25 protein-coding genes are annotated in these 24,171 nt (G+C 71.7%); 10 read left to right on the top strand and 15 right to left on the bottom strand.

Features of this window, described 5'->3' with window-relative positions:
- Positions 1-20: 20 nt before the first annotated feature.
- On the bottom strand, positions 21-869 hold the full coding sequence (locus BLS95_RS31395; protein WP_090939489.1) for an MOSC domain-containing protein: 849 nt from the start codon (positions 867-869) through the stop codon (positions 21-23).
- Positions 870-876: 7 nt separating this feature from the next.
- Positions 877-2,079: a hypothetical protein gene (locus BLS95_RS31390; protein ID WP_090939486.1), complete on the bottom strand. Its 1,203-nt coding sequence runs from the start codon at positions 2,077-2,079 to the stop codon at positions 877-879.
- A 269-nt stretch (positions 2,080-2,348) separates the two neighbouring features.
- On the opposite strand from BLS95_RS31390, the gene BLS95_RS31385 reads away from it, so the two are divergent.
- Positions 2,349-3,023, top strand: a complete 675-nt coding sequence (locus BLS95_RS31385; protein WP_218136071.1) for a class I SAM-dependent methyltransferase — start codon at positions 2,349-2,351, stop codon at positions 3,021-3,023.
- A gap of 11 nt (positions 3,024-3,034) precedes the next feature.
- On the opposite strand, the gene BLS95_RS31380 is transcribed toward BLS95_RS31385, so the two are convergent.
- On the bottom strand, positions 3,035-3,580 hold the full coding sequence (locus BLS95_RS31380; protein WP_176993467.1) for a GNAT family N-acetyltransferase: 546 nt from the start codon (positions 3,578-3,580) through the stop codon (positions 3,035-3,037).
- 90 nt (positions 3,581-3,670) lie between these two features.
- The gene (locus BLS95_RS31375) at positions 3,671-4,126 is read right to left on the bottom strand and encodes a MarR family winged helix-turn-helix transcriptional regulator (protein ID WP_090939787.1); all 456 of its coding nucleotides are present in this window, start codon (positions 4,124-4,126) and stop codon (positions 3,671-3,673) included.
- Positions 4,127-4,255: 129 nt separating this feature from the next.
- On the opposite strand from BLS95_RS31375, the gene BLS95_RS31370 reads away from it, so the two are divergent.
- From BLS95_RS31370 to BLS95_RS31360, 3 genes are all read left to right on the top strand, one after another.
- Entirely contained in the window at positions 4,256-4,609 is a 354-nt protein-coding gene (locus tag BLS95_RS31370; RefSeq protein ID WP_090939477.1) for a DMT family transporter, read from the top strand.
- A 35-nt stretch (positions 4,610-4,644) separates the two neighbouring features.
- Entirely contained in the window at positions 4,645-4,965 is a 321-nt protein-coding gene (locus BLS95_RS31365) for a DMT family transporter (protein WP_090939474.1), read from the top strand.
- A gap of 152 nt (positions 4,966-5,117) precedes the next feature.
- Positions 5,118-5,852 (top strand): alpha/beta fold hydrolase, encoded by a 735-nt coding sequence (locus BLS95_RS31360; protein ID WP_090939471.1) that lies wholly within the window; start codon positions 5,118-5,120, stop codon positions 5,850-5,852.
- 11 nt (positions 5,853-5,863) lie between these two features.
- On the opposite strand, the gene BLS95_RS31355 is transcribed toward BLS95_RS31360, so the two are convergent.
- Entirely contained in the window at positions 5,864-6,775 is a 912-nt protein-coding gene (locus BLS95_RS31355; RefSeq protein WP_090939468.1) for an aminoglycoside phosphotransferase family protein, read from the bottom strand.
- 107 nt (positions 6,776-6,882) lie between these two features.
- Here BLS95_RS31355 and BLS95_RS31350 point away from each other — a divergent pair, with 107 nt between their 5' ends.
- On the top strand, positions 6,883-8,394 hold the full coding sequence (locus BLS95_RS31350) for an AAA family ATPase (protein ID WP_090939466.1): 1,512 nt from the start codon (positions 6,883-6,885) through the stop codon (positions 8,392-8,394).
- Between the two features lie 7 nt (positions 8,395-8,401).
- On the opposite strand, the gene BLS95_RS58215 is transcribed toward BLS95_RS31350, so the two are convergent.
- On the bottom strand, positions 8,402-10,579 hold the full coding sequence (locus tag BLS95_RS58215; RefSeq protein ID WP_245765392.1) for a fibronectin type III domain-containing protein: 2,178 nt from the start codon (positions 10,577-10,579) through the stop codon (positions 8,402-8,404).
- 201 nt (positions 10,580-10,780) lie between these two features.
- A complete protein-coding gene (locus tag BLS95_RS31340) occupies positions 10,781-11,947 on the bottom strand; it encodes an NAD(P)/FAD-dependent oxidoreductase (RefSeq protein WP_090939464.1) in 1,167 nt (388 codons plus the stop codon).
- A 104-nt stretch (positions 11,948-12,051) separates the two neighbouring features.
- Between BLS95_RS31340 and BLS95_RS31335 the strand changes: the two genes are divergently transcribed.
- Both BLS95_RS31335 and BLS95_RS31330 read left to right on the top strand, forming a co-directional pair.
- Positions 12,052-12,615: an ArsR/SmtB family transcription factor gene (locus BLS95_RS31335; RefSeq protein ID WP_245765391.1), complete on the top strand. Its 564-nt coding sequence runs from the start codon at positions 12,052-12,054 to the stop codon at positions 12,613-12,615.
- 122 nt (positions 12,616-12,737) lie between these two features.
- Positions 12,738-14,132, top strand: a complete 1,395-nt coding sequence (locus tag BLS95_RS31330) for an alpha/beta hydrolase family protein (RefSeq protein ID WP_218136070.1) — start codon at positions 12,738-12,740, stop codon at positions 14,130-14,132.
- On the opposite strand, the gene BLS95_RS31325 is transcribed toward BLS95_RS31330, so the two are convergent.
- From BLS95_RS31325 to BLS95_RS31310, 4 genes are all read right to left on the bottom strand, one after another.
- Positions 14,122-14,403 (bottom strand): hypothetical protein, encoded by a 282-nt coding sequence (locus BLS95_RS31325; RefSeq protein WP_090939461.1) that lies wholly within the window; start codon positions 14,401-14,403, stop codon positions 14,122-14,124. The genes BLS95_RS31330 and BLS95_RS31325 overlap by 11 nt on opposite strands.
- Positions 14,404-14,517: 114 nt before the next feature.
- Complete coding sequence (locus BLS95_RS31320) at positions 14,518-16,155, bottom strand: AMP-binding protein (RefSeq protein ID WP_090939775.1); 1,638 nt, start codon at positions 16,153-16,155, stop codon at positions 14,518-14,520.
- A 15-nt stretch (positions 16,156-16,170) separates the two neighbouring features.
- Positions 16,171-16,554 carry a hypothetical protein gene (locus BLS95_RS31315; protein WP_090939458.1) on the bottom strand — a complete coding sequence of 128 codons (384 nt, stop codon included), beginning with the start codon at positions 16,552-16,554 and terminating at the stop codon, positions 16,171-16,173.
- Positions 16,555-16,694: 140 nt separating this feature from the next.
- Entirely contained in the window at positions 16,695-17,426 is a 732-nt protein-coding gene (locus BLS95_RS31310; protein ID WP_090939455.1) for a dienelactone hydrolase family protein, read from the bottom strand.
- 203 nt (positions 17,427-17,629) lie between these two features.
- Between BLS95_RS31310 and BLS95_RS31305 the strand changes: the two genes are divergently transcribed.
- Positions 17,630-18,433: an endonuclease/exonuclease/phosphatase family protein gene (locus tag BLS95_RS31305; RefSeq protein ID WP_176993466.1), complete on the top strand. Its 804-nt coding sequence runs from the start codon at positions 17,630-17,632 to the stop codon at positions 18,431-18,433.
- 97 nt (positions 18,434-18,530) lie between these two features.
- Positions 18,531-19,667, top strand: a complete 1,137-nt coding sequence (locus BLS95_RS31300; protein WP_090939452.1) for a carboxylate-amine ligase — start codon at positions 18,531-18,533, stop codon at positions 19,665-19,667.
- Between the two features lie 6 nt (positions 19,668-19,673).
- On the opposite strand, the gene BLS95_RS31295 is transcribed toward BLS95_RS31300, so the two are convergent.
- Complete coding sequence (locus tag BLS95_RS31295; RefSeq protein ID WP_090939449.1) at positions 19,674-21,206, bottom strand: NAD(P)-binding domain-containing protein; 1,533 nt, start codon at positions 21,204-21,206, stop codon at positions 19,674-19,676.
- Entirely contained in the window at positions 21,203-21,799 is a 597-nt protein-coding gene (locus BLS95_RS31290; protein WP_090939446.1) for a carboxymuconolactone decarboxylase family protein, read from the bottom strand. Before BLS95_RS31290 ends, BLS95_RS31295 begins: the two co-directional genes overlap by 4 nt.
- Positions 21,800-21,995: 196 nt before the next feature.
- On the opposite strand from BLS95_RS31290, the gene BLS95_RS55950 reads away from it, so the two are divergent.
- The gene (locus BLS95_RS55950; RefSeq protein WP_176993465.1) at positions 21,996-22,388 is read left to right on the top strand and encodes a nuclear transport factor 2 family protein; all 393 of its coding nucleotides are present in this window, start codon (positions 21,996-21,998) and stop codon (positions 22,386-22,388) included.
- 57 nt (positions 22,389-22,445) lie between these two features.
- Here BLS95_RS55950 and BLS95_RS31280 read toward each other — a convergent pair whose 3' ends face one another.
- A complete protein-coding gene (locus BLS95_RS31280) occupies positions 22,446-23,081 on the bottom strand; it encodes a carboxymuconolactone decarboxylase family protein (protein ID WP_090939443.1) in 636 nt (211 codons plus the stop codon).
- 157 nt (positions 23,082-23,238) lie between these two features.
- Complete coding sequence (locus BLS95_RS31275; RefSeq protein ID WP_090939440.1) at positions 23,239-24,129, bottom strand: alpha/beta fold hydrolase; 891 nt, start codon at positions 24,127-24,129, stop codon at positions 23,239-23,241.
- Positions 24,130-24,171: the final 42 nt, after the last annotated feature.

Raw genomic sequence — 24,171 nt, 5'->3', positions numbered from 1 at the left:
GTCGCCTGGACGCCGGTCTCTCACGGGCGGGGCACTCGGGTGACCGGGTCGCCGGCGCGTACCGTGCCGGGTGTCACGACCTCCAGGTAGACGCCGACGCACGACAGCCGGCCGAGGTCGAGGACCGGTACGCGGTGCTCGCGGGCGACCGTACGCATGATGCCGGGGTCTGGCGGCAGGTCGTCGTGGGCGAAGGTGGGGACCACGCAGCGCGGGGTGGGCAGCACGGGCCGCAGGACGGCCTCGCCGACGCGCAGGTCCGAGCCGATCCAGGTGTCCTCGACGAAGCCGGGTTCGCCGGGTGTGTCGATGACGAGGTTCGGGCGGAAGCGGCGCGGGTCGAAGTCACCGGCGGGGTGGGCGGCGCGCAGCCGGTCCAGGGTCGAGGTGGTGACGAGGTGGAGCGCTCCGAAGTCGAAGAACGTCCCGGGCGCGACCTGGCCGGAGGTGATGAGCGCGCCGGTGGCGTCGGCCGAGGCCGTCTCGCGCACGCTGTCGGCGACCCCGCCCGGGTATTCCGGCACGGCCCGCTCCAGCGTGCCGCCCTCCCCGGGCGGGGTGTCCGACAGGAAGACCCGCCGGCCCAGCAGCTCGGTCAGCCGCTTGTCCAGGTCGGGGTCTCCGGCACGCTGGACGGTCCCGTCGGGCAGCTCGACCTCGACCGTGCCGCCGCCCGTCAGGCTGCCCCGGCAGGCGAGCAACCGGCCCCACTTGCGCGGGTGCTTGGCGCTGCCGACCGCGCCCGTCTCGTCCAGCACGGCGGCCACCCGGTCGCCGCCCAGCCCGCGCTCGGTGATCGCCGCGCTGGTCAGCCTCTCCCCCAGCATCGACTTCACCGGATACCGGTGCAGGGCCCGCACAGTTCCCATGGATCGGTCAGGTTCCTCTCGGATCGGCTCCGGGGTCTGACTCGGCCCCGGAGGTCACGTCGGCTGGGAGGAGTTGCTCGGTGAGCAGGCGCCGGACCCGTTCGGCGCGCCGCGCCGCCCAGGGCCGCAGCAGCTCCCACCCGTGAAAATAGCCGAATATGTACGGACTCGTCGGTGACGGCTTGAGCAGTCCCGTGGCGCGCCCCGCTTCCTCGTCGCTGTAGAGCGCCCACCGGGTCAGGTACGCGACCAGGTCGGCGTCCGGCCGCCCCTCGTCCGCCAGGAACGCCACGTTCCCCCACACGCCCCACAGTACGTTCTTGGCGTGGTGGATCGCCGCGAAGTCGCTCCCGTCGGATCGGATGCCCAGGTCGGGGAAGATGTGCCGGTTCAGCCATACCTGTGCCTCGTCGCCGGGGAACAGGATCTCCTCGGCCAGCAGCCCGAGCCCCTCGCTGAGCACGAACGACGGCGACACCATGAACCGCACCTCCTGGTCCCGCCGGTCCGCCAGGTGGAGCTCCTTGAGCATCGACTCGGCGATGTGCCCCGGATGGCCCTCATGAGCAACCAGATACAGCAGGTCGGCCAGGTTGTAGGGGATCGCCTTGTTGATGTGGATCGTGGATCTCAGCTCGCCCTCGTACGCGCCGGCCCCGTGGAACGACACGCCTTCGACGAGCCGGCAGCCGACGACCTCGCCCTCCGGCAACGGCACGATGGCGTTCGTCCGCGCCCGGGTCTCGGTCACCGCCTTGGCCACCAGCGCGGGCAGCCGCTCGATCGGCTCCAGCGTGTGCGCCGCCTGCCAGGCCCGGAGCCGGTCCGCCAGCGGGCCGGGGCCCTTGGGCAGGGCGGCGTCCAGCTCCGCGTGCGCCTCCTCGAACACCTCCTCCGGCAGCCGCCGCGGCTCCAGGCCCAGGCACTCGCGGGCGTACGCGGCCAGCGGCGGCCGCTCGCCGTCCAGGTACCGGGCGACGGCGCGCATCGCGCGGACGTGAGCGGCCAGGTAGGGCGTCGGGGCGCTCTCCAGCAGCCGCTCGGCGTCGTCGGCCAGCTTCCCCGGCGCGGCCGGCGGTTCACTGCCCGCCCGCGCGCCCCACTCCTCGGGGCCTCGGTAGATGAGCACGCCGCCGCTCAGCGCGGCGCCGCCGATCAGCCGGTTGATCCGTAACGCCAGCATCGCGTAGTCGCGTGGCCACTCGGTCATCGATCCTCCTTCGACGCGGGATGGCCAAGCTAGCCGTACGGTTTTCCGTACAGTGCACGGAGGCTTCCGCGACGCGCTGCCCGGCCCTCAGCGCCGACGAGGCGGTCGCCGGGATCGTGACCGCGCTGACCTCCGCCGGCTCTGTGAAGGCCGGCCCGTGGTAGGGGTGGGCGCGGTGTTTGTCACTATGAGAACGCGCCCGCATGATCGGGTGCCCGACGCCCGATACCGCCGGGCGGCGCGGGGTGGCCGGGGGACGGGAGTGGGCAGTGAGCCAGGCGGAAATGATCATGTCGTCCCGTTCCTTCGCCGAGTACCGGGCTATGTTCGCGATCGACGACCGCGACCTGGACGGCGTCGTCCTCGACTGCGCCGGCGGGGCGTCCAGCTTCGTCGCGGAGGCCAGGGCGGCGGGGGTCCGGGCCCTGGCGGCGGACCCGCTCTACTCACACGGCGTCGGCGCGATCGCCGACCGGCTGGCGGCCGACCTGAGCCAGGGCAACGCGATGATCGACGCGAACGCGGACCGGTTCGTGTGGAAGTGGTACGGCTCGGCGGAACGGCGCCGGGAGATGCGCCTCAATGCCAGGAGCGCGTTCATGAGCGACCTCCGCCGGCATCCGGGCTCCTACCTGGCCGCCGGGCTGCCGCGGCTCCCGCTGGCCGACGACAGCGTCGACCTGGTGCTCTGTTCGCACCTGCTGTTCACCTGGGCCGGGCGCCTGGACCGGGAGTGGCACCGGGCGGCGATCACCGAGATGAGCCGGGTCAGCCGGGCCGAGGTGAGGATCTTCCCCCTGGTCCGCATGGGCGACGGCGAGCCGGTCGACTTCCTCGACGAGCTTCAGGCGGAGCTGCGGAGCGACGGGCTGGTGTGCGCGGTGCGCAGGGTCCCCTACGAGTTCCAGCGCGGCGCCGACCGCATGCTGACCGTGCACCGCTGATCTTCAGGCGGTCAGCGGCCCGGCAGGACGCGCTGCATCCACAGGGAGCTGATGTACTGACCGTTCTTGACCGCGTATTCGCGGAACGTGCCGACCTCCGTGAAGCCGAACTTCCGGTGCAGGGCCACCGACGCGTCGTTGGGCACGGCTATGCCGGCGACGACGACGTGCACCGGCTCGCCGGCCAGGCACTCGAACAACTCCCGATAGAGCGCGCTCCCCACGCCCTGGCCCCGGCAACCCGCATCCAGCGCGACGCTCACCTCGACCGTCTCCCGGAAGGCTTCGTGGTCACGATAGGGCCCGCTGCAGGCGTAGCCCAGGACCGCCTCGCCGCGCCGGGCGACCAGCAGCCGGTGGGGTCCGGTCGAGGAGAACCGCTCGAACCAGCCGCGCTGCTCGGCCACGCTGGTCGGCCGGGTGGCGAACGAGGCCACCGAGTGCACGATCGTGTGGTTGAGGATTCTGACGATCTCGGCGAGATCCCCCTCGACCGCCGGCCCGATGTCGAGGGCCTGCGGCTCGGCGGACGCGCCGGTGCCGGTTTGCTGGCTCACCTGCCGGATTCTAACCGCAGACCGCTGATCCCCGAGGCCCCGGAGCCGTTACAGCTCGGCGAGGGCACGGGCCGCGCAAACCCTGGGCGGTTAGGCGATGGCGCCGCCCAGCATCGCCACCGCCACGGCGAGCCGCGGGTCGGCCTGCCCGGCCTCCCTCAGCGCGGCCTCCAGCGTCTCCTCGTACGTGCGGCTCGCCTCCCCGTGCTTCGCCCGGCCCGCCTCCGTGATGACGCCGTAGACCCCTCGCTTGTCGTCGGGACACAGGTCCCGATAGGCGAAGTCGGCCGCGTTGAGACGTGCCACCAGCCGGGTCACCGAGCTCTGGTTGAGCCCGATCAGGTCGGCCAGTTCCTGCATGCGTAGTTCGCCGTCGCGGGAGGCGGCCAGATGCCCGAGCGCGCGGTATTCCGACAGGCCGATGCCGTGCCGCCGCTGCAGCGCGGTGGCGAGCCGGCTCTCCACGCGGGCGTGCAGGAGCATGACGCGGTTCCACATCGCGACGGCGTCCGCGGGGAGTGCCGTGCTGGGGGCAGAGGCTGCCATGGAGACCTCCTGGTCGGTGGCTCGCCGGTGACTGTCGTGCACCCGGTTGACAAGAGGATACATGTACATGCAAGCTTTCATCTCGCAGAAACTTGCTCATACATACAAGTATTTTCGGGAGAGCCCCTCATGGCTTGGATCTACCTGCTCGTCGCGGCCGTCTTCGAGGTCGTGTTCGCCCTGGCCACCAATGCCACGGAAGGCTTCACGCAGCTGTGGCCCTCGCTGATCACCGCGGTGGCGGCGGCCGGCGGCATCTTCTTCCTGAGCCTGGCACTGAAGACCCTGGACGTCGGCGTCGGCTACACCATCTGGACCGGCATCGGCTCGGTCGGCACGGTCGTCTTCGGCACCGTGATCTTCGGTGAGCAGCTCACCCCGTGGAAGGTGCTGGCCTTCGTCCTGATCATCGGCGGGGTGCTGGGACTCAAGCTCGCCGACCGCCTCTCCGCCGGCGACTCCTCCCCCGCCTCCACCCGCTGATCGGCCTCCCCGCCCGCCACCTCAGGAGTGTCACCATGGAATGGCTCTATCTCACCATCGCCGTCGTCTTCGAGATCGGCTTCGCGCTCGGCACCAACGCCACCAAGGGCTTCACCCGGCTCTGGCCGTCGGTCTTCACGCTGGCCTGCGCCGCCGGCGGCATCTTCACCCTCAGCCTCGCGCTGAGGACCCTGGACGTCGGCGTGGGCTACACCATCTGGACCGGCGTCGGCTCCATCGGCACGGTCGTCCTCGGCGCCCTCATCTACAAGGAGAAGATCACGCCCGCCAAGCTGATCTCCTTCGGCGCGATCATCGGCGGGGTCGTCCTCCTCCGGGTCGCCGCCGGGATCTGATCCGCTCCGCCGCCCCCCCGACGCAGAAGCCACGGAAAAGTCTTCGTCCCCATGGCACGCGGCATACGCTTTACGGCTAGTACGAAATGTCAAGAATTGTTACGTTATCGCCCTTCTGAGTGTTTCATCGCTTTTCGCTAAGGGGGTGGAGCGTGACGACCTTCGTGCTCGTACACGGCTCCTGGCATGACGGGGCGGCGTGGGGGGCGGTCGCCGGCGAGCTGGTCAAGGCGGGCCACACCGTCCACACGCCGACCCTTGCCGGCCACGGCAAGGGAGCCGACAAGGCGGTCGACCACGACGCCTGTGTACGGTCCGTCGTCGACCATCTCACCGCGCACGACCTCGACGAGGTCGTGCTGCTCGGGCACAGCTTCGGCGGGAGCGTGATCGCCCGCGTCGCCGAGGAGGTGCCCGGCCGCCTCGAACGGCTGATCTTCTGGAACGCGTTCGTCCCCGAGCGCGGGAACTGCCTGCTGGACGAGGTGCCCCCGGACCTCCGGGCGGTGTTCCGGGAGCTGGCGGCGGCATCGCCGGACAACTCCATCACCATGCCGTTCGGGCTCTGGTGGGAGTCGTTCATCCAGGACGCCGACCACGACCTGGCGGCCTCCGCGTACGCGTCGCTCTCCCCGGAGCCCTTCCAGCCGCTCATCGACCGGTTCGACCTGCGCCGCTTCTACGGGCTGACGATCCCGAAGAGCTATCTCAACGCGACCGAGGACCTCGTGCTGCGGGGCGAGTGGGCCTGGCACCCGCGCATGTCGAACCGGCTGGGCATCTACCGCCTCGTCGAGATGCCCGGCAGCCACGAGGTGATCTTCACCAATCCGGGGCTCCTGGCCGCGAAGATCCTCGAAGCGGCCCACGACTCGGTCGTCGTCTGAAGGGCGGCACGTCACCGGGCGCGATCATGGTCTGTCAGCACCTCGTCGATGACACGGCGTTGCTCGGCGGCCTGCCGCTCGTCCCGGTCGATGTGCTGGGCCAGCACGATCAGGGCCTTCCACAGCGCCCAGCCGCGGGCCCGCGCCCACGTGGCCGGCGACTGGCCGACGGCCCCGCGGAAGGCCTCCCTGCTGTCGCCGGAGAACATCGTCCAGGCGATCACCAGATCACAGGCCGGATCCCCGACGCCTGAGGTCCCGAAGTCGATGACGGCGGCCAGCTTCCCGTCCCTGACCAGCAGGTTGCCGCTCGCGAGGTCGCCGTGGAACCACACCGGCGGCCCGGACCAGGCCGCGTCGAGGGCGGCGTCCCACACCGCCGCCGCCCGCGTGACATCGACCCGGCCGTCCAGCGTGGCAAGGGTGCGGCGCGTCTCCTCGTCGTAGTGCGCCGGCGACGCCCCCCGGTAGAAGCTGTGCGCGCCCGCCGCCGGCCCGCCGGTCGCCTCGACGCGCTGCAGGGCGAGCACGAAGTCCGCCACCGCGGTCGCGAACGCTGACAGGTCGTCGATGCGGGCGGCGCTCGCCGTGTCCCCGTCGAGCCAGCCGCGGATCGACCAGTTGAACGGGTAACCCTCGCCCGGCTCACCCTTGGCCAGCGACGCTGGAATGGTGACCGGCAACGACGGCGCGAGGAACGGCAGCCAGCGGTGCTCCTTGTCGATCGCCGGGGCGTAGCCGGCGGCGGTGGGCAGGCGTACCGTCAGCTCGGCGCCGAGCCGGTATGTACGGTTGTCCCACCCGTCGACCTCGACCGGCGTCACGGGAAGGGCGCTCCACTGCGGAAACTGGGCCGCGACCAGCCGCTTCACCAGCCCGGCGTCGATGCCGGCACGCCCGTCGGCATGCGAGTTCTCGGTCACCCGGGCAGTCTGGCGACCTGTCCGCCGCCGCGCAAAGGGTTTTCAGGCCGGTCCCGTCGAGCGTGAACGGCCGCGCGGACGGCGGCCAAGCCTGCCAGATTGAAGGAATGGATCTCAGTGATGCCACGACCCTGGCTCGCGCGCTGAGCGAACTGCTGAACGACGCCCGCCGTCAACTGGAGCAGGCGTCGCCCCCGCCGGAGCTGGTGGCCCGGGTCACCGGGCACCTGTCATGCGAGCTGCGGCACGTCGTCAACGTGGTCGAGGACTTCCCCACCTGGGAGCACGCGAACCTGCAGCGGGGCGTCGACGCCTACCTCGCCGCGCACAGCCCGCACGCCGAGTGGTTCGGCATCGCCGGGCAGGGGCGCGAGCACACCGACATCGTCAACATGCTGGCCAGCGCCGCCCGGGGATGGGAGCGCTTCGAGCCGGGCGCGGTCGACTACGCCACGGCGGCGATCGGGCCCGACAAGACCACCGAGGTCATCTCCCTCGGCCTGGTCCTGACCCGCTCCCCCGGCGGCACACCCGTCGTCGTCGCGCTGCGGGGCGCCCAGGAGCACGGCTCCGGGCAGTGCCAGGTGGTCGTGCTCGCACCGGACCGGTCCAGTGCCACGCAGACCCGCGACGAGATCGAGCGGCTGATGCGCGAGCACGACATCTACCGTGGCCAGGTGCTGTCCTTCAGCTGGAGCGAGCATCGGGGCAACGACCTGGTGACGTTCCTGCCCCGGCCGGACCTCACCGCCGACCAGGTGATCCTGCCCGACGGGGTGCTGGACACCATCGAGCGGCACGTCGTCGGCATCGCCGAGCACGCCGTACGGCTGCGCGAGCACGGCCAGCACCTCAAGCGCGGCCTGCTGCTGCACGGTCCGCCGGGGACGGGCAAGACGCACACCGTCCGCTACCTCATGGGCCGGATGAGCGAGTGCACGGTGATCGTGATGACCGGCGTCGCGATCAGGTTCGTGACCCAGGCGGCGGGCCTGGCCAGGCGGCTGCAGCCGGCCATCCTCATCCTGGAGGACGTGGACCTGGTCGCCCGCGACCGTTCCTTCATGGCCGAGGGCGGCAATCCGCTGCTGTTCGCGTTGCTGGACGCGATGGACGGGGTGGGCGCGGACGCCGACGTCACGTTCGTGCTCACCACCAACCGGGCCGACGTGCTGGAGCGCGCGCTCGCCGACCGGCCCGGCAGGGTGGACCTGGCCGTGCGGATCCCCAAGCCGGACGAGGCGGGCCGGGCCGCCCTGCTGCGCCTCTACGCCCGGGGCCTGTCGCTCACGGCCGACCTCGACCCCGTGGTGACCAGGACCGAGGGGGCGACGGCGTCCTTCTTCAAGGAGTTGCTGCGCCGGGCGGTGCTCGCCGCGATCAGGAACGGCGAGGCCGCGCCCGAGCTCACCGGCGACCACCTGACCCGGGCGCTGGACGAGATGCTGGGCGAGCGCGAGTCGCTGACCAGGTCCCTGCTGGGCTCCGGGGAGGGCACGCCCGAGGGCGACGAGGAGCCCGGCGAGCCGCCCTTCCTGCCCGGCCCGATGCCCGGCCCCGTCCCCGGGCGGTCCGGCCGGGGCATGGGCTTCTCCCGGGTGATCTACCGCGGTCCGTGACTCGGGGTCAGGCGCAGGTGTAACCGGACGGGAGGGCGGTGTTGCCGTTCGGGCGGCTGACCTGGAAACCGACGCTGGTGGTGGCGGCTCCCGGGGCGAGGGTGCCGTTGTGGCCGACGTTCCTGATGGTCACGGTCTGCCCGCTGACGGTCGTGGTGGCGTTCCACGAGCCGGTCAGCGTGTGGCCGGCGGGCAGGGTGAAGGTGACCGTCCAGCCCGTGATCGTCGCGGTGCCGGTGTTGGTGATGGTCAGCGGCTGGACGACGTACCCGGTGGCCCACTGGGTCTGCACGGTCGCGGCGGCCGTGCAGGCCCCGGTGGACGTGCCGGGCGCGGTGGTGACCGAGACGGTGTTCGAGACCGGCGAGGTGTTGCCCGCGGCGTCCCGCGCCCTGACCTGGTAGCGGTAGGTGGTGCTCGGGGTCAGGCCCGTGTCGTTGAACGAGGTCGTGGCCGAGGTCCCGGCCTGGGTGAACGTGCCGCCGCTGGCGCCGGGCGCGCGCAGGATGTCGTAGCCGGTGACGCCGTTGTCGTCGGTCGAGGCCGTCCAGCTCAGGCTCGTGCCCGTGGACGTCGTCCCCGAGGCGGCCAGGCCGGCCGGAGCCGTGGGCGGCGAGGTGTCGCCGCCGCCGGTCGTCGTGGTGAACGTGACCGCCGGCGAGTTGCCGGACAGGTTGCCGGCGCCGTCCCGGGCCCGTACGTACACCTGGTACTGGGTGTTGGCGGTCAGCCCGGTGAGGGTGATCGAGTTGGTGGCGGACTGGCCGAGTTGCGGGTCGGTGGCGCCCTGCTCCCGGTAGACGTTGTAGCCGGCCAGCCCGGAACCGCCCTGGTCGGTGGAGGCGGGCCAGGTCAGCGTGGCGCTGGTGGCGGTCACGCCGGTCGCGGCCGGGGTGCCCGGCGTGCTCGGCGCGGTGGTGTCACCGCCGCCGTCGCCGAGGGCCGGCGTCTGCCAGTCCCGCCACTCGGCCAGGTTGCCGGACGCCCTGGAGGAGATCCTCATCGCGCCGGCGGCGTTGCCCGTCTTCAGCAGGTGCTTCTGGATGTTCTGCTGCAACGGGGTCCGCCATTCGGACCTGCTGGCGCAGTGGGTGCCGTCCTGGACGTCGGACCAGTAGGTGATGTTGTCGCCCGCGCCGAGCGCCTTGTAGACCTCCGCCCCGCCCAGCGCGGCCACGATCGCGGACCTGGGGCCCAGGTTGGTGATGTGCGGGTTGTCCATGATGAACAGCCCGCGCGGCGCGACCATGGCCACCATCTCGTGCGTGTCCACCGGCAGCCTGCCCGGACTTCCGGTGAAGGAGCCGAACGCGTCACCCAGCCATGGCTGCTCTCCGTAGGCGCTGCTCAGGCTCTGGGCGCCCTCCCCGGGGATGCCGCGGAAGATGGGGACCCCGGCGCTGCCCGACTCGATCGGCATGGTCAGGGCGATGCGCTGGTCGAACGCGCCGGTCACGAAGGCGCCCTTGCCGAAGCGCGAGCACCCGGTGACGCCGGTGGCGTCCGCCCTGAGGATGCTGCCGTCCGACTGCTCGATGACGTCGATGATCCGGCTCACGCCCCACCCCCAGGCGAGGAGCAGCCCGGTGCTGCTCGATGAGCCGTAGATGCTGTAGAAAGCGCCCTGCTTGTTGTTGCGCGGCGTGCCCTCACGCCCGACCGCGTAGGGGTCGTAGCTGATGACGGCGGCACCGGCCGCCCTGATCGCCGCCGCGTCCGCGCCGAACCCGCCCAGCACCACGACGGCCGGGAACGGCCCGGACCCGCTCGGCAGCGACACACTGGCCGAGAAGCTGGCGCTCCTGCCGTTGTGGTTGACGTTGACCGTGATTCCGGTTCTGGAGACGGTCCCGGTGACGCTCGCCGGTTTCGGGGGCTTCTCACCGTAGACGAAGCGCTCGGCCAGCCGCTTGATCTCCTCCCGCCGGCAGCGCCAGTCGGACCTGGTGGTGATGCGGGTGCCGTTCAGCCTTGTGAAGGGGTCGGGCAGCCTGGAGTTGGTGGGGAGGGAGCCCGCGTCGGGCAGGCCGGTCACGACGCAGTCGGCGCCCTCGTTCTCGACGCCGGCGGCCGCGGCTGCCTCGGTGGATGCGAACGTCACCGCTCCGGCGGCCGAGAGCATCACCGCCAGCGCCAGCGCGACGACCTTCGAGCGGAGTTTTGAGCGGCCCAAGCCGGTGATCACCAGGGCTCTCCCTTCCGGGTGGGGTGTTGGCGATCAGTCTGAGAATCCACTCGAAACATGTCAAGAATACGCCCGAAATATTTCGGAGACGAATCCACATGCGCCATCGTGAGCTGGCTTGATGTCGAATCCCATGTCGAAACTTTCGGAAACTAGCTGAAAATCCCGGTTATCCAGCGCGTTGGCTCCGAAAGGTTTCGGTCAGAATACGAGGGCGTCGCCTCGCGTGCCGGCCTCCGCGAGGCGTTCGATCCGCAGCGGGTCGATGTCGATGCTGTGCGCCCGGCCGTCCAGCGCCTCCTCGGCGATCAACCGGCCCACCGCCGGCGCCTGCATCACGCCGTGGCCGGAGAAGCCGCACGCGTTGATCCAGCCGGGCGCGCCCGGCATGGCCCCCAGGAAGGGCAGGTGGTCGGGCGTGATCTCGTACGTGCCCGCCCAGGACCCCGCCGGATCGATCGGCACCTCGGCCAGCCACGGGAAGCGCCGCACCCCGGAGGCCAGTACGTGCTCCAGCCAGTCCCAGTCGACCCGGGTCGTGTATCCCGGCGACTCCCCGGGATTGGCCCGCCCGATCAGCAGGCGGGCCCCCTCGCCGCGCAGGAAGAAGCCGCTCGCCACGTCGATCGTCATCGGTAACGGCCGCTCGACGGCATCCCGCGCGCTGCCGAACACCATCCGCCTGACGTGCCGCACCGGCACCCGCAGCCCGGCCAGCGCCGCCAGTTCCCCGGCCCAGCCACCGGCCGCGTTGACGACCTGCCGGGCGCTCAGCGCGCCCTCCGTCGTGGTCAGCTCCCAGCGCCCCTGGCGCCGCTCCACGGCGACGACCTCGCGCCGGTACGACACGGTCGCGCCGAGGTCGCGGGCCATCGCCAGGTACGTCGCCGTGACCTGGTGCGGATCGACCACCCCGTCCCCCGGCCCCCAGGTGCACCCGCCGATTCCGTCCGGGACGAAGCTCGTGTGCCGCTGCGCCTCCTCCGGCGAGAGCACCTCCACCTCGACGCCCAGCGAGCGTTGCAGCTCGACGGCCGCGAGCTGGGCCTCCCAGCGGTCCTCGGGGACCAGCAGCAGGTAGCCGAGCGGCCGGTAGCCCGCGTCCACGCCGTACAAGGCGGCGAAGTCCCGGTAGGTCTGGATGCCAGCCCAGGACAACCGGATGTTGACCGGATCCGTCCACTGGGCGCGCACCCCCGCGAACGACCGGCCCGAGCTGCCCATCGCCGGCCCCTCGTAGGTCTCCAGCACGGCCACCCGCAGGCCGCGCCGGGCGAGATGGAAGGCGCAGCTCGCGCCGATGATGCCCGCGCCGACGACGGCGACGTCCACACTCCGCGGGGTCCTGGCCAGGTTGCTGACGGTCATGCGTCACCTCGGAATCACGCTCAGGGGGAGGAACGGCCGGCTCGCTCAGAATCTCATCCCACGAGGGATGCACGAAAAGTCGTGCATGCAATATCGTGGAAGCCGTGGCTGATGACTTTCTCGACCTGGCGATGGCCAAGGCGCTGGCCAATCCGCTGCGCCAGCGCATCCTGCGCGAGCTGGAGCTCGTGGGCGAGGCGACCTCCACGGTGCTCGCCGCCCGGCTCGGCGTCACCAGCGGAGGCACCAGCTACAACCTGCGGGTGCTGGCGGAGCACGGCTTCGTCGAGGAGGTCAGGGAGCGGGCCCACGGCAGGCAGCGCTGGTGGCGGCTCACCCGCAGGAGCGTCCGCTTTCCCGTCCGCAGCCGGCAGAGCCCGGAGTTGCGGGCGGCGATCGAGGAGCTCAACCGGCTGTGGCTCGCCGAGGATGCGGAGACCTTCGCCCGTTTCCAGGACGTCCGCGCGCGGATGGGGCCGTGGGCGGACGCCGTGCCCTACTCGCGGGGCTCCATCCGCCTGACCCTGGACGAGCTGGCCGCCTTCTTCGAGGACTACCTGGCCCTGCTTCAGAAATATCAGCGTCCGGCCGACGAGACGCCGCTCGAGGCCCGTACGGTGCTGACCCGTTTCTTCGCCTTCCCCGAGCCCCAGGAGGAGACCACCTGAGCCCTGACCGAAGCCTGGGCCGTCGAGCGGCCACTCGACGGCCCAGGAGGCGGAAGCCATGACACCTCGCCTTCCGGCGAGTCCTTGATGTCCGATGACCTCCGAGCAAAGGAGAGCACTTCGTGCTGCCTTCACGCAAATCCCCTTGGTTAGGCCGCTGGATCGCGGCCCTGCTGATCGTCCTGTCCCCACTGGTGATCCCGGCCGCGCCCGCGGCGGCGGCCGATGACCTCGTCGGCACCGAGGTCACCTTCCACAACGGCGCCGTGCCCCTGCACGGGACGGTGCTCGCGCCCGCGGCCGGGGGCGCGAGACGCCCCGGGCTGGTGCTCATCGCGGGCGCCGGTGGCGTGTCCCGTGAGTCCTACCGCGCCGAGGCGGAGGCCTTCGCCAGGTCCGGCGTCGTGGTGCTGATCTACGACAAGCGGTCCGGCTACTCCCGGGCGACCAGTTCGTTCGCGGACCTGGCCGACGATGCCATCGCCGGCGTACGGCTGCTGCGGGCCCGCGCGGACGTGCAGCCGTCGCGGGTCGGCGTGTGGGGCCACAGCGAGGGCGGCTGGGTGGCCCCGCTGGCCGCGGTCCGCTCCCCCGACGTCGCTTTCGTGATCACCGCCGGGGCCGGCGCGCTGCCCTCGGATCGGACCCAGCTCTGGAGCAACCGGACGTACCTGTCGCACGCGGGGGTGACCCGGTCCTTGCTGGAGCCGATCGGCGTGAACCTCAGCCGGATGATGGTGGCCGCCGGCCTGTTCGGGGACACCGGCCACGACCCGGTGGCGACCCTGCGGCAGGTCCGGCAGCCGCTGCTGGCGGTCTTCGCCGAGCACGACCGCTCGACCGTACCGGGTGAGAGCGTCCGGCTGTTCAGGCAGGCGCTGGACGAGGGCGGCAACCGGCACTACACACTGCGGGTGGTCCCTGCGGCCGACCACGACCTGCGGCACAGCACCGACGGTTTCGTCCCGGTCCGGCCTTCCGGGTTCGCGCCCGGATACCTGGAGCTCGTCACGTCGTGGATCGCCGCGCTCGCCGGCGGAGCGCCCCGGGCGAGCGCCGACGCGCCGCCCGCGCAGGAGCTCGCCAGCGCGCCGCTCCGGCCGCCGGCCTGGTACGAAACGGGCGGCCTGCAGATCGCGACGGTGGCGGTGATGCTGATCGCGTTCCTCGGTTACCCGGCCGCCGGGCTGTTCCGCAGGAGGGGCCGGACGCGCCCCGCGACCGGCCGGTGGGCCGGCAGGGTGCTGGCCGCCGGTGGGCTGGTGTGCGTGCTCGGCACCGTGACGTACCTCTTCTCGATCGTCGCGACCGGGGCCACCACCGCGGGGAGCACGGTCCTGGGCCGTCCCCTCGTCTGGCTGCTCCTCCAGGTGCTCGCGGTCACGGTGGTGGCCGCGGGCGTGCGGCTCGCGCTCCGGCTGCGGCAGGCCGGTGGCGGGGTTCGGCGGGGGCTGCTGCTGGCGGGCGGGCTGGTCTTCGTGCCGTGGGCGGCGTACTGGGGGCTGTTCACCCCGTGATCGCCGTGGCTGGCGCCGCCTCGCCCTGCGTGAGGCGGCGCGCCGTACCAGGTAGAGCAGACCCGAGCCGACGAAGAGCGCCAGGGTGACCAGCAACCATCGGGAGAAGCCCGGTGACCGCGACGATGATCAGCCCGGCCGGCAGCACCAGGCCGAGCACCGACGTGAGCCAGGGGCCGCGCAGCGGGCTGCGCCAGAACGCCGGCCGGAACGGCCCCGGCGACCCGTGCTCCCGCCACCCGGCCAGCCACGTCGCTCCGGTTTTGGGCACACGTCTGGGCAGTTTGTCCGGCATTGAGCCCCCCGCAGCCGATGTCGGATGCTGGTGTCCTTACCGGTGACGCCGCGTTCTATTCACGCGTTCACGATGGCCGCCGCGTTCTGTTCACGCGTTCTCGATGGCCGCCGCGTCGTGCAGGCCCAGCAGGCCGACCGCCTGTTCCCGCATCTCCACCTTGCGGATCTTGCCGGTGACGGTCATCGGGAACTCGTCCACCAGATGGACGTAGCGGGGGATCTTGTAGTGGGCCAGGCGGCCGGCGCAGAAGGCCCTGACCGCCTCGGCGGTGATCGGCGTGGCGCCGGGGCGCGGCACGATCCAGGCCATGAGCTCCTCGCCGTATTTGCTGTCGGGGACGCCGATGACCTGGACGTCGGCGATGTCGGGATGGGTGTGGAGGAACTCCTCGACCTCGCGCGGATAGACGTTCTCGCCGCCGCGGATGACCATGTCCTTGATCCGGCCGACGATGTTGACGTAGCCGTCGTCGTCCATGGTGGCCAGGTCGCCGGTGTGCATCCAGCGGGCCGCGTCGATCGCCTCGGCGGTCCTGCCGGGCTCCTCCCAGTAGCCGAGCATCACCGAGTAGCCGCGGGTGCACAGCTCGCCGGGTTCGCCGCGGCGCACCGGCAGGCCGGTCTCGGGGCTGACGATCTTCACCTCCAGGTGCGGCATGACCTGGCCGACCGTCTCGGTGCGGCGGGTCAGGCCGTCGTCGCGGCGGGTCATGGTGGACACCGGGGAGGTCTCGGTCATGCCGTAGCAGATCGCCACCTCGCTCATGTGCATCTCGCCGGCCACCCGTTTCATCACCTCGACCGGGCAGGGGGAGCCGGCCATGATGCCGGTGCGCAGGCTGGACAGGTCGAAGGTGGCGAAGTCCGGGTGGTCGAGCTCGGCGATGAACATGGTCGGCACGCCGTACAGGGACGTGCACCGCTCGCTCTCCACGGCCCGCAGGGTCGCGCCCGCGTCGAAGCCGGGCGCGGGCAGCACCACGCAGGCGCCGTGCGAGGTCGCCGCCAGGTTGCCCATGACCATGCCGAAGCAGTGGTAGAGCGGCACCGGCAGGCACACCCGGTCGGCCTCGGTGTAGCCGAGGCCCTCGGCGACGAAGTAGCCGTTGTTGAGGATGTTGTGGTGGGACAGCGTGGCGCCCTTGGGGAAGCCGGTGGTGCCCGAGGTGTACTGGATGTTGATCGGGTCGTCGAAGGCCAGCGTGGCCGCCCGCGCGCGCAGGGTGGCGGGGTCGGCGCGGCGGCCGGCCGCCACCAGCTCGTCCCAGCCGGGCTCGGCGATGAACACCACGTCCTCGTAGCCGATCTCGGCGAGCATCGCCCGGTAGTCGCTGGTCCTGTGCCCGACGGCGCTGATCAGCAGGCGCATGCCGGACTGGCGGATCACGTAGTCCAGTTCGTGGCCGCGGTAGGCGGGGTTGACGTTGACCAGGATCGCGCCGATCTTCGCGGTGGCGTACTGGGTCAGCACCCACTCGGCGCGGTTGGGCGCCCAGATGCCGACCCGGTCGCCCTTGGCGATGCCCATGGTCAGCAGGCCGAGGGCGACCTCGTCGACCGCGGCGTCGAGCTCGGCGTAGGTCCAGCGCCGGCCGGTCGCCACGTCCACGAGGGCCGGACGGTCCCTGTGCCGGGCCGCGGCGCGCTCCAGATTCTCCCCGATCGTCTCGCCCAGCAGGCGGACGGCGGAGACCCCGGAGGTGTAGGAGAGCGGCGAGTGACCCATGCCTTGCAGCATCGGTCATCCAGGCGCGCGACGCCACCCCCGCAGTGAGGCGAGCCACCGCCAGCGCGGCAGCTCCAGGACGACGGCGACCACGGCCAGCACGGAGACCAGCACGGCCACGTACGGGTTCCAGGCCGCCCACGCCGCCGCCACCGCGGCCACGAGTTGCAGCAGCACCAGCAGGATAGTCACCGCTCCCGGCACCGCGATGATCACGTTCCGCTTGTCCCCCGGCGTGGCGAACACCGTGGGCAGCCCGATCAGCACCACGACCGACAGCACGGCCAGCGGCACGGAATGCGGGGCGAGGGCCCAGGGGGTCGCGACCCAGGCGACCAGCTCGGCGGCGAACCGGAACCCGGCCGAGATCCGGTCGTCAGGGCGCGATGCGGAAATCATTCGCAAACCGTACCGTACCGGTTAGCGCCGCTCCGACGTGATCACGACGCCGGCCGGTGCCCGTGACCTGCCCGGACGCCGTACGGCGCGCCGGCCGGGAACGGATCTCGGCCGGCGCGCCGAAGGGTCACGGACGGGTGTCAGCCGAGCTGCCGGATGAAGAACCGCAGCGCGTCGTCCATCTCGAACCGCGGCAGGTCTCCGTGCTTGCCGGGGTTGGCGTGCATCGTCTTCTCGGCTGACGCGAACGCCTCGAACAGCGCCAGGCTGTGGGCCCGCGGCACCCGTTCATCGTCCCACTGCACGAGGAACTGCACCGGCACGGTGATCCGGGTGGCGGTCTCGGCCAGCGCCGGCGACCCCTGCAGGCCGAGCACCGCGGCGCCGACCCGGGGTTCGGCGGCGACGAACGGGACACCGAGCCCGCACCCCAGCGACACGCCCCAGTAGCCCACGGGTCCGCGGCCGACGTGGTCGAGTCGCTGGAGCGCGGTCAGGACCGCCTGCCATTCCGGGACGACCTGCCCGGCCGCGAGCGATTGCATGGTGGCGACCAGCGGAGCCGGGTCCTCGCCGGCGTCCATCCGGGCCCGGAGCTCGGCCGCGATCCGGTCGAACTTCTCGCTCCTCGGCCGCTCGCCGTGGTTGGGCACGTCGATCGCGGCGACCGCGAAGCCGCCCTCGGTGACGAAGTGGCGGGCGCGGGCCAGGATGGCGGGGGCCTTCTTGTGCTGCCCGCCGCCGTGCCCCATCAGGATCAGGGGCCGGGTGCCGGGGGCGTCGTCCGGCGTCCACAACACGCCGGGGATCTCGTCGAGGGTGAAGAGCTGTTCGAGGACGCCGTCCGACGACGTCCGGGAGGTGAAGCGCATGGTGTTTCATGCCTTTCGGGATGCCTGCCGCGGGCGCTCCCTAGACCATGCACGGGAGGGAGCCCCGACCTGTCACATCGTTGATCGGACTCACCTCCTCAGGGTCGCAGTGGTGCACGGCGCCGCCGACCGTATCACAGAGGGCGTCATGCGCACCGCACCCGGGGCGAACGTCTCCGCACGCCCGTACTAGGTTCTTCACCGTGCAGATCATCTCCCTGAACGCCTGGGGCGGCGCGATGTTCGACGAGCTCGCCCGCTGGCTCGACGGCTGCGAAGCCGACGTCCTGTGCCTGCAGGAGGTCACCCACACCCCGGCCCTCCACGGCTGGACCCGGTTCGACGACGCCGAGCGATCGCTGCCGCAGCGGGCGAACCTCCTGGCCGACGTCCGCTCGCGCCTGCCGCGCCACCAGGGCCTGTTCGCCGCGAGCGACTCCGGGCCGGTCCAGGACCAGGACCGGCGGGCGCATCGGCAGGACTTCGGGGTCGCGACCTTCGTCGCCGAGCCGCTTTCGGTCGTCGGCCTGCGAACCGCGTTCGTGCACGGCGGCTACGTCGACCATCGCGACGGGTGGCCGAGCGACGGCCGGCCCCGCGCCGCGCTGGCGGTGCGGGTCTTCGACCCCGAGGCGCGGCGGTTCGTCAGCGTCGTCAACCTGCACGGCCTGCGGGACGCGCGCGGGAAGGCCGACACTCCGGCCCGCCGCGCGCAGGCCGAGCGGCTCGCGGAGCTCGTCGGCGGCGTCCGCGAGAACGGCGACCTGACCGTGGTGTGCGGCGACCTCAACCTGCTGCCCGGCAGCGAGACGTTCCAGGTCCTCGCCGGGCTCGGCCTGGTCGATCTGGTCCGGGAGGGCGACACCAGGACCTCGCGCTATCTCAAGCCGGTACGGCATGCCAGCTACCTGCTCGTGTCCGACCCCGCCGCCGTCAAACGATTCGAGATCATGACCGCGCCCGAGGTGTCCGACCATCGTGCCCTGGTGCTCGACCTGCGTCCCTGAGCCCCGGGGCTGCTCCGCGTTGCGCGAAAGCGGTGCCGGGTGAGGGCCCGGGCGGGCAAGATCGGACCTGGCAGGTCCCGCGCGCGAAAGGGAGCCCATGACCGCGACCGCCGCATCGACGGCAGCCACGCCGTTCGACCCCGTGCGCCCGCTGATGGGGGTCGAGGAGGAATACTTCGTGGTCGATCCCCGCACCCGGGAGGTGGCGCCGCGGGCCGGGCTGGTCGTCGGGCGGGCCGCCGGCGAGCTCGGCGACCGGGTCGGCACGGAGATCACGCAGTTCCAGGTGGAGGCCAAGACGCCGCCCTGCGCCGGGCCGGCCGAGCTGGAGCGGGAGCTGCGGCGGATGCGGGCCGTGGTGGCCGCCGCCGCGCGGGCCGAGGGGCTGGCCGTGGTCGCCTCGGGCACTCCCGTGCTGGGGCCCGCGGTGCCGCCGCCGATCACCGAGGACCCCCGTTACGACCTCGGCATCGACAACTACCGGGCGCTCCACGACGAGCAGGCCATCTGCGCCGGTCACGTCCACGTCCACCTGCCCGACCGGGAGCGGGCGCTGCTGGTCTGCAACCACCTGCGCCCCTGGCTGCCCGCGCTGATCGCGCTCATGGCCAACTCACCGTTCTGGACGGGCCGCGACACCGGCTACGCGGGCTGGCGCATCCTGTCCTGGAGCAAGTGGCCGGTGGCCGGGCCGCCACCCTACCTGGAGAGCCTCGCCGAGTTCGAGGCCCTGGTCGCGGGGCTGACCGCGAGCGGGGCGCTGGTGGACCCGGCGACGATGTTCTGGGACGCGCGGCCGTCGTTGCGGCTGCCCACCGTGGAGGTGCGGGTGACCGACGTGCCGGCCTCGGCGGCGGAGTCGGTGCTGCTGGCGCTCGTGGTCAGGGCGCTGGTGACGGTCTCGCTGAGACGGGTGGAGGCCGGGGATCCGGGGCCACGGCCGCCGGAGGAGCTGCTGCGGGTGGCCTACTGGCGGGCGGCCAGGGACGGGCTCGACGGGCACGGCGCCGACCCGTACACCGGGCGGCAGGTTCCGGCGGCGGAGGTGGTGGAGGGGCTGCTGGAGCACATCCGGCACGCCCTGACGGACAGCGGCGACCTGGAGACGGTGCTGCGGGGGTGGGCGTGGTTGCGCGCCGCCGGGAGCGGGGCCGCCCGGCAGCGCGCCGCCCTGACGGCGCACGGGTCGTTCGAGGGCGTGGTGGACGATCTCGTGGCCCGCTTCCCCGGCTGAGAGGCCCTACCGATCGGGCAGGTGCGCGGACAGGAAGGAGCGCAGCGGGGCGGCATGACGTTCCGGGTCCTGCCAGCGGGCCTGCAAATCCTCCAGCAGGTGCCGCTCGGCGACCTGCTCGCCGCGCCGCCAGACCCGGACGACGGGATGCAGGAAGGCGCATTCGTCGGCGCGCTCGGGGGTCGGGTGCCGCCGGATGGCGAACACGTCGGGGTGGTCGCGGCGGCCCCAGCGCAGGGTGACGGTGAGCAGCAGGTCCTCGCCGGCGAAGCGGGAGACGGCGTAGTCCTCCGGCAGGTCCTCGTAGTGCCGTACGGCGGGGCCGATCACGTAGGCGTCCGACAGGTACTCGAACTGGGTCCACAAAGCCGAGCTGTGGTTGACCCGGCCGAGCACGTGCTCCGTCAGCAGGCCGGCGTCGGCGGGCAGCTCGCGGGAGGGCAGCGGCACGCCGTCGTAGCGCTCGCACAGCAGCGCGGCCAGCGTGCGCAGGTTGTAGCGGAAGCCGTCGATGAACGCCGAGGAGGCGCGCTTGAAGTCGCGGGCCTGCATGAGCGTGCCGGCGAAGTAGAGGCCGTCGATGTTGGCGGACTGGAAGTCGGGGCGGATGGCCGGGATGCGCCCGTTCGGGGCCAGTTCGGGCCGGCAGGACTCGTCGAACAGCCCGGTGTCCATGGTGAAGCCGGTGCAGCGCAGCACGGCGTCGTAGTCGAGCACGGCCCGCTCGCCGTCGGCCAGCGTGTACGTGATCTCGGCCCGGTACGCCCCGTCCGCCCGCCAGATCCGGTCCACGGTGCACTCCAGCACGGCGTGCAGGGTCTTGAACCAGTAGCTGTCCAGCAGGGCGCCGTACATCCCGCGTACGTGCCCGGGATGCTTGCTGTCCCACGTCAGCCGCAGGGGGTTGGGGCTGGCCAGATGGATCACCGACGCGTACGGCAGCAACGCCTGGGCGGTCTCGAACGCCGAGTTGCCCTTGCCGAGGATGAGCACCCGCTGCCCGGCGTAGCCCTCCCCGCTGACGGGCGCGTCCTCGTACCCGGTGGCCAGCTCGATGCCCGGGATGTCGGGCACGTACGCTCCGCCCCACCCGGTCGCCACGATCACGCAGTCGGCGTGGTAGACGGCGTCGCCCGTGTGCACGGCGAACCGGCTCTCGCCGTACCTTTCCACCCGTAGTACCGGCGTGGAGTAGCGCACGCGCAGCCCGTGGACGCGCTGGAAGTCCGCCAGATAGCGCACCAGGTCGTCGGCGTGCGGGAAGTATTCCTGCGAATAGCTCGGGAACGCCAGCTCGGGGCCGTCGTTGAGCAGGGAGTTCCAGTCCCAGCGGAGCTGGATCTCGCGGTCCTTCTCGCCGGTGTGCACCTTGTTCAGCGAGATCAGCCGCCGGTGGCGCGGGTAGTGGCGGAAGAAGCCGCCGGGCGCGGCCTCCCGCTCCAGCGTGACGTAGTCGGCCCCGGCACGCTGGAGGAAATAGCTGAGCTGGAGCCCGCCCGGGCCGGCCCCGATGACGACGAAGCGGTGGTCGTGCGTCACCCGGGCTGTCCCGCCTGCTCCGCGACGGCGACGGCGACGGCGGGGGCGACCGCGGGGGCGGGGTAGCCGTAGCCGTGCTTCACGATGCGCTCGGCCGCCGCGGCGTAGACGGCCGGGTCGTCGGGCGCGTACGTGGCCAGGCCGTCCACGTACCGGTTGAACATGCAGAACGCCGCCGCGATCAGCACCGTGTCGTGGACCTCCCGCTCGGTGGCCCCCTCCGCCTTGGCGGCGTCGACCAGGTCGCCGGTGACCTCGCGGCCGCCTTTCTGGACCGCGGCCGCGATCGCCAGCAACGCCTTGAGCTTCGGCGAGATCTCCGCGCTGCCCACGTCGGCACGGACCCGGTCGACCAGGTGCATGCCCTCGGGCAGCTGGGCGGCGGCGAACGCGGCGTGCGAGGCGGTGCAGTAGCGGCACTCGTTGAGTCCCGACACGTAGGCGGCGATCAGCTCCCGCTCGCCGCGCGTCAGGGTGTTGTCCCCGCGGAGCAGCACCTCGGCCAGGGCGTTCAGCGGCCCGGCGGTCTCAGGGCGAAAGGCGAAGAGGCCGCGAATTCCGGGCTCACCTGAATCGATGCTGACGTGGGGCATAAAAGGGCCTCATTTCCAGTTATCGCAGCCAGCCAACCTCCTGCATGATCGGGTCGCCGCTCTTCACCTGTCAACGCCCTCCCCACCCATTCCATATTTCCGACATTTACCGCAAGCCACCTCCTTGTTTCGCGGATCTACGCCGCGTAGGGTCGCGATCGGTCCTATAAGCCCTGTCTGCGACTGGACGGTATCCATGACCGAAAATCCCCAGATCACTGTCGCCAGCGGTTTCTACGACGCCCTCGCCAAGGGCGACATGGACGTTCTCCGAAACCTCCTCACCGAGGACGTGGTCTTCCACGTTCCCGGCCGCGGCCCGATGGCCCGGGACTACCGCGGCAAGGAGGAGGTCCTCGGCTACCTCTCACAGTTGGCCCAGGCCACCACGAGCACCCTGCGACTGGAACCGCAGGACTACCTGGTCGGCTCGGACCGGGTGGCCGCGATCCTGTCGATCCACGGTGAGCGCGACGGCCGCACCCTCGACGACCACGGCCTCCAGCTCTTCGTGCTGAGCGACGGCAAGATCAGCGAGCGCTCCAGCTTCCCGTACGACCCCTACTCCGTGGACGAGTTCTTCGCCTGACGGGCGGCGTGGGCGCCGGACGGGGCCCGGCGGCGGCCCCGTGATCTTCAGCGCGGCTCAGCAGGCCTCGTCCAGCGCCTCCTTCCATGTCGCCACATATCCCCCGGTCAGCCGGGCCCGCTCGGCGTAGTGCTCGGGGTCGTCGCAGGCGAGCGTGGCCAGGCCGTCCACGTACCGGTTGTACATGCAGAACGCAGCCGCGATCAGCACCGTGTCATGGATCTCCTCGTCCGTCGCCCCCTCGCGCCGGGCCGCCGCCACGTGCTCGCCGGTGACCTCCTGGCCGCCGCGCTGCACGGCCGCCGCGATCTCCAGCAGCGCCTTGAGCTTGGCCGGGACGGGCGCGTTCGGGAGGTCGGCGCGTACCTGGTCGATGAGCTCCATGCCGCCGGGCACCCTGATGGCGGCGAAGGCGGCATGCGTGTGGTAGCAGAACCGGCAGCGGTTGAGCGAGGACACGTAGGCCGCGATCAGCTCGCGCTCCCCCCGGCCCAGCGTGCCGTCGCCGCGGAGGAGCACTTCCGAGAGCAGGTTCAGCGGCTCTGCCGTGTCCGGTCTATAGCGGAACAGGCCGCGGATTCCGGGTTCGTCGGAGCGCAACTTGATGTGGGCGACCTTGCCGCCCGCGTGATTAACGAATTCCCGCCAGCGCGGCGGCCACTTTGCCGCGTTGCGGGCAGCCGAAAAAGCCATTTTCGCCATTCTCGCACCCTTCGGTATCGGAGATCTGCCGGCGTTTCCAGCGTGCGACGAACAGGCCCGCCGAATCGGCCCGCGAGCGGCCAGCAATGTGCCGTTCGATGACCGTTTCCTGCCATTTGCGGGGATTTGTGATGCGGCCTCGCCGTGGTCATCCGTCCTGTTCGTCGAGGAAGCGCAGGATCCGGGCGTTCACCTCGGCGGCGCACTGACCCGCGAGGGCGTGCGTGGCGTGCGGCCAGAGCTCGGCCTGGACGCCGGGGATGAACGCGCGGGCCCGCTCGTACGCCTCCCCCGGATCGTGCATCACGCTCCGCCCGCCGATGACGACCAGGGCGGGGACCGCGATGGACCGCAGTTGCCCGTCCGTGAAGCGGGCGGGCGGCGGGAGGGCGGTCCGGTAGAGGCGCAGGTTCGCCTCGATCACTTTCGCCACCGGGTCGTCCTCGTCGTACGAATCGCCGCTGTTCGTCCAGCGCAGGAACCCGGGCAGCGCCCGCTCCGCGATGACCGGCAGCGCGACCGGGATCGTCCGCAGAAGCACGGCGAGCGGGAGCCTGGCCAGCGTGGCGGCCGGTTCGAGCAGGGTGATCGAGGCCACCCGGGCGGCGGCGCGTACCGCCTGGTTGCACGCCAGCCAGCCGCCGATCGACACGCCCACGAGGTGCGCGGCGCCGATGCCGAGCCGCTCCAGCACCGTGTCCAGCCAGGCGGCCTGGTCGCCGGCGTGCCGGATGGGCGCGGTCTGCACACTCAGGCCGCCCTCGCCCAGCAGGTCCACGGCGTACACGCGGCGGCGCTCGGCCAGGGCCGCGAGGTTGGGCAGCCACATGACGCTGGTGGCGGCCCTGCCGTGCAGCAGCACGATCGGCGGCCGGTCGCCGTCCTCGCCGAACCCGTAGACCCGGACCCGCCCGAACCCGGTGTCCACGTCGCAGGTCCGGGCGGGGGGCGGCAGGGCCGCCATTCCCGCCGTGTAGACCTTCCCGTACTCCTCCTGCGCCGCCGGTGTCGTGAACCGGCCGATCCTCGCCCGTGTCATCACACGCCTCCTTTACAATATGAATGTATGGCAAAAATTCGG

It is taken from the genome of Nonomuraea jiangxiensis (genome assembly GCF_900099965.1).
Classification (GTDB): Bacteria; Actinomycetota; Actinomycetes; order Streptosporangiales; family Streptosporangiaceae; genus Nonomuraea; species Nonomuraea jiangxiensis.
This window is presented reverse-complemented; position numbering and strand designations above follow the sequence as displayed.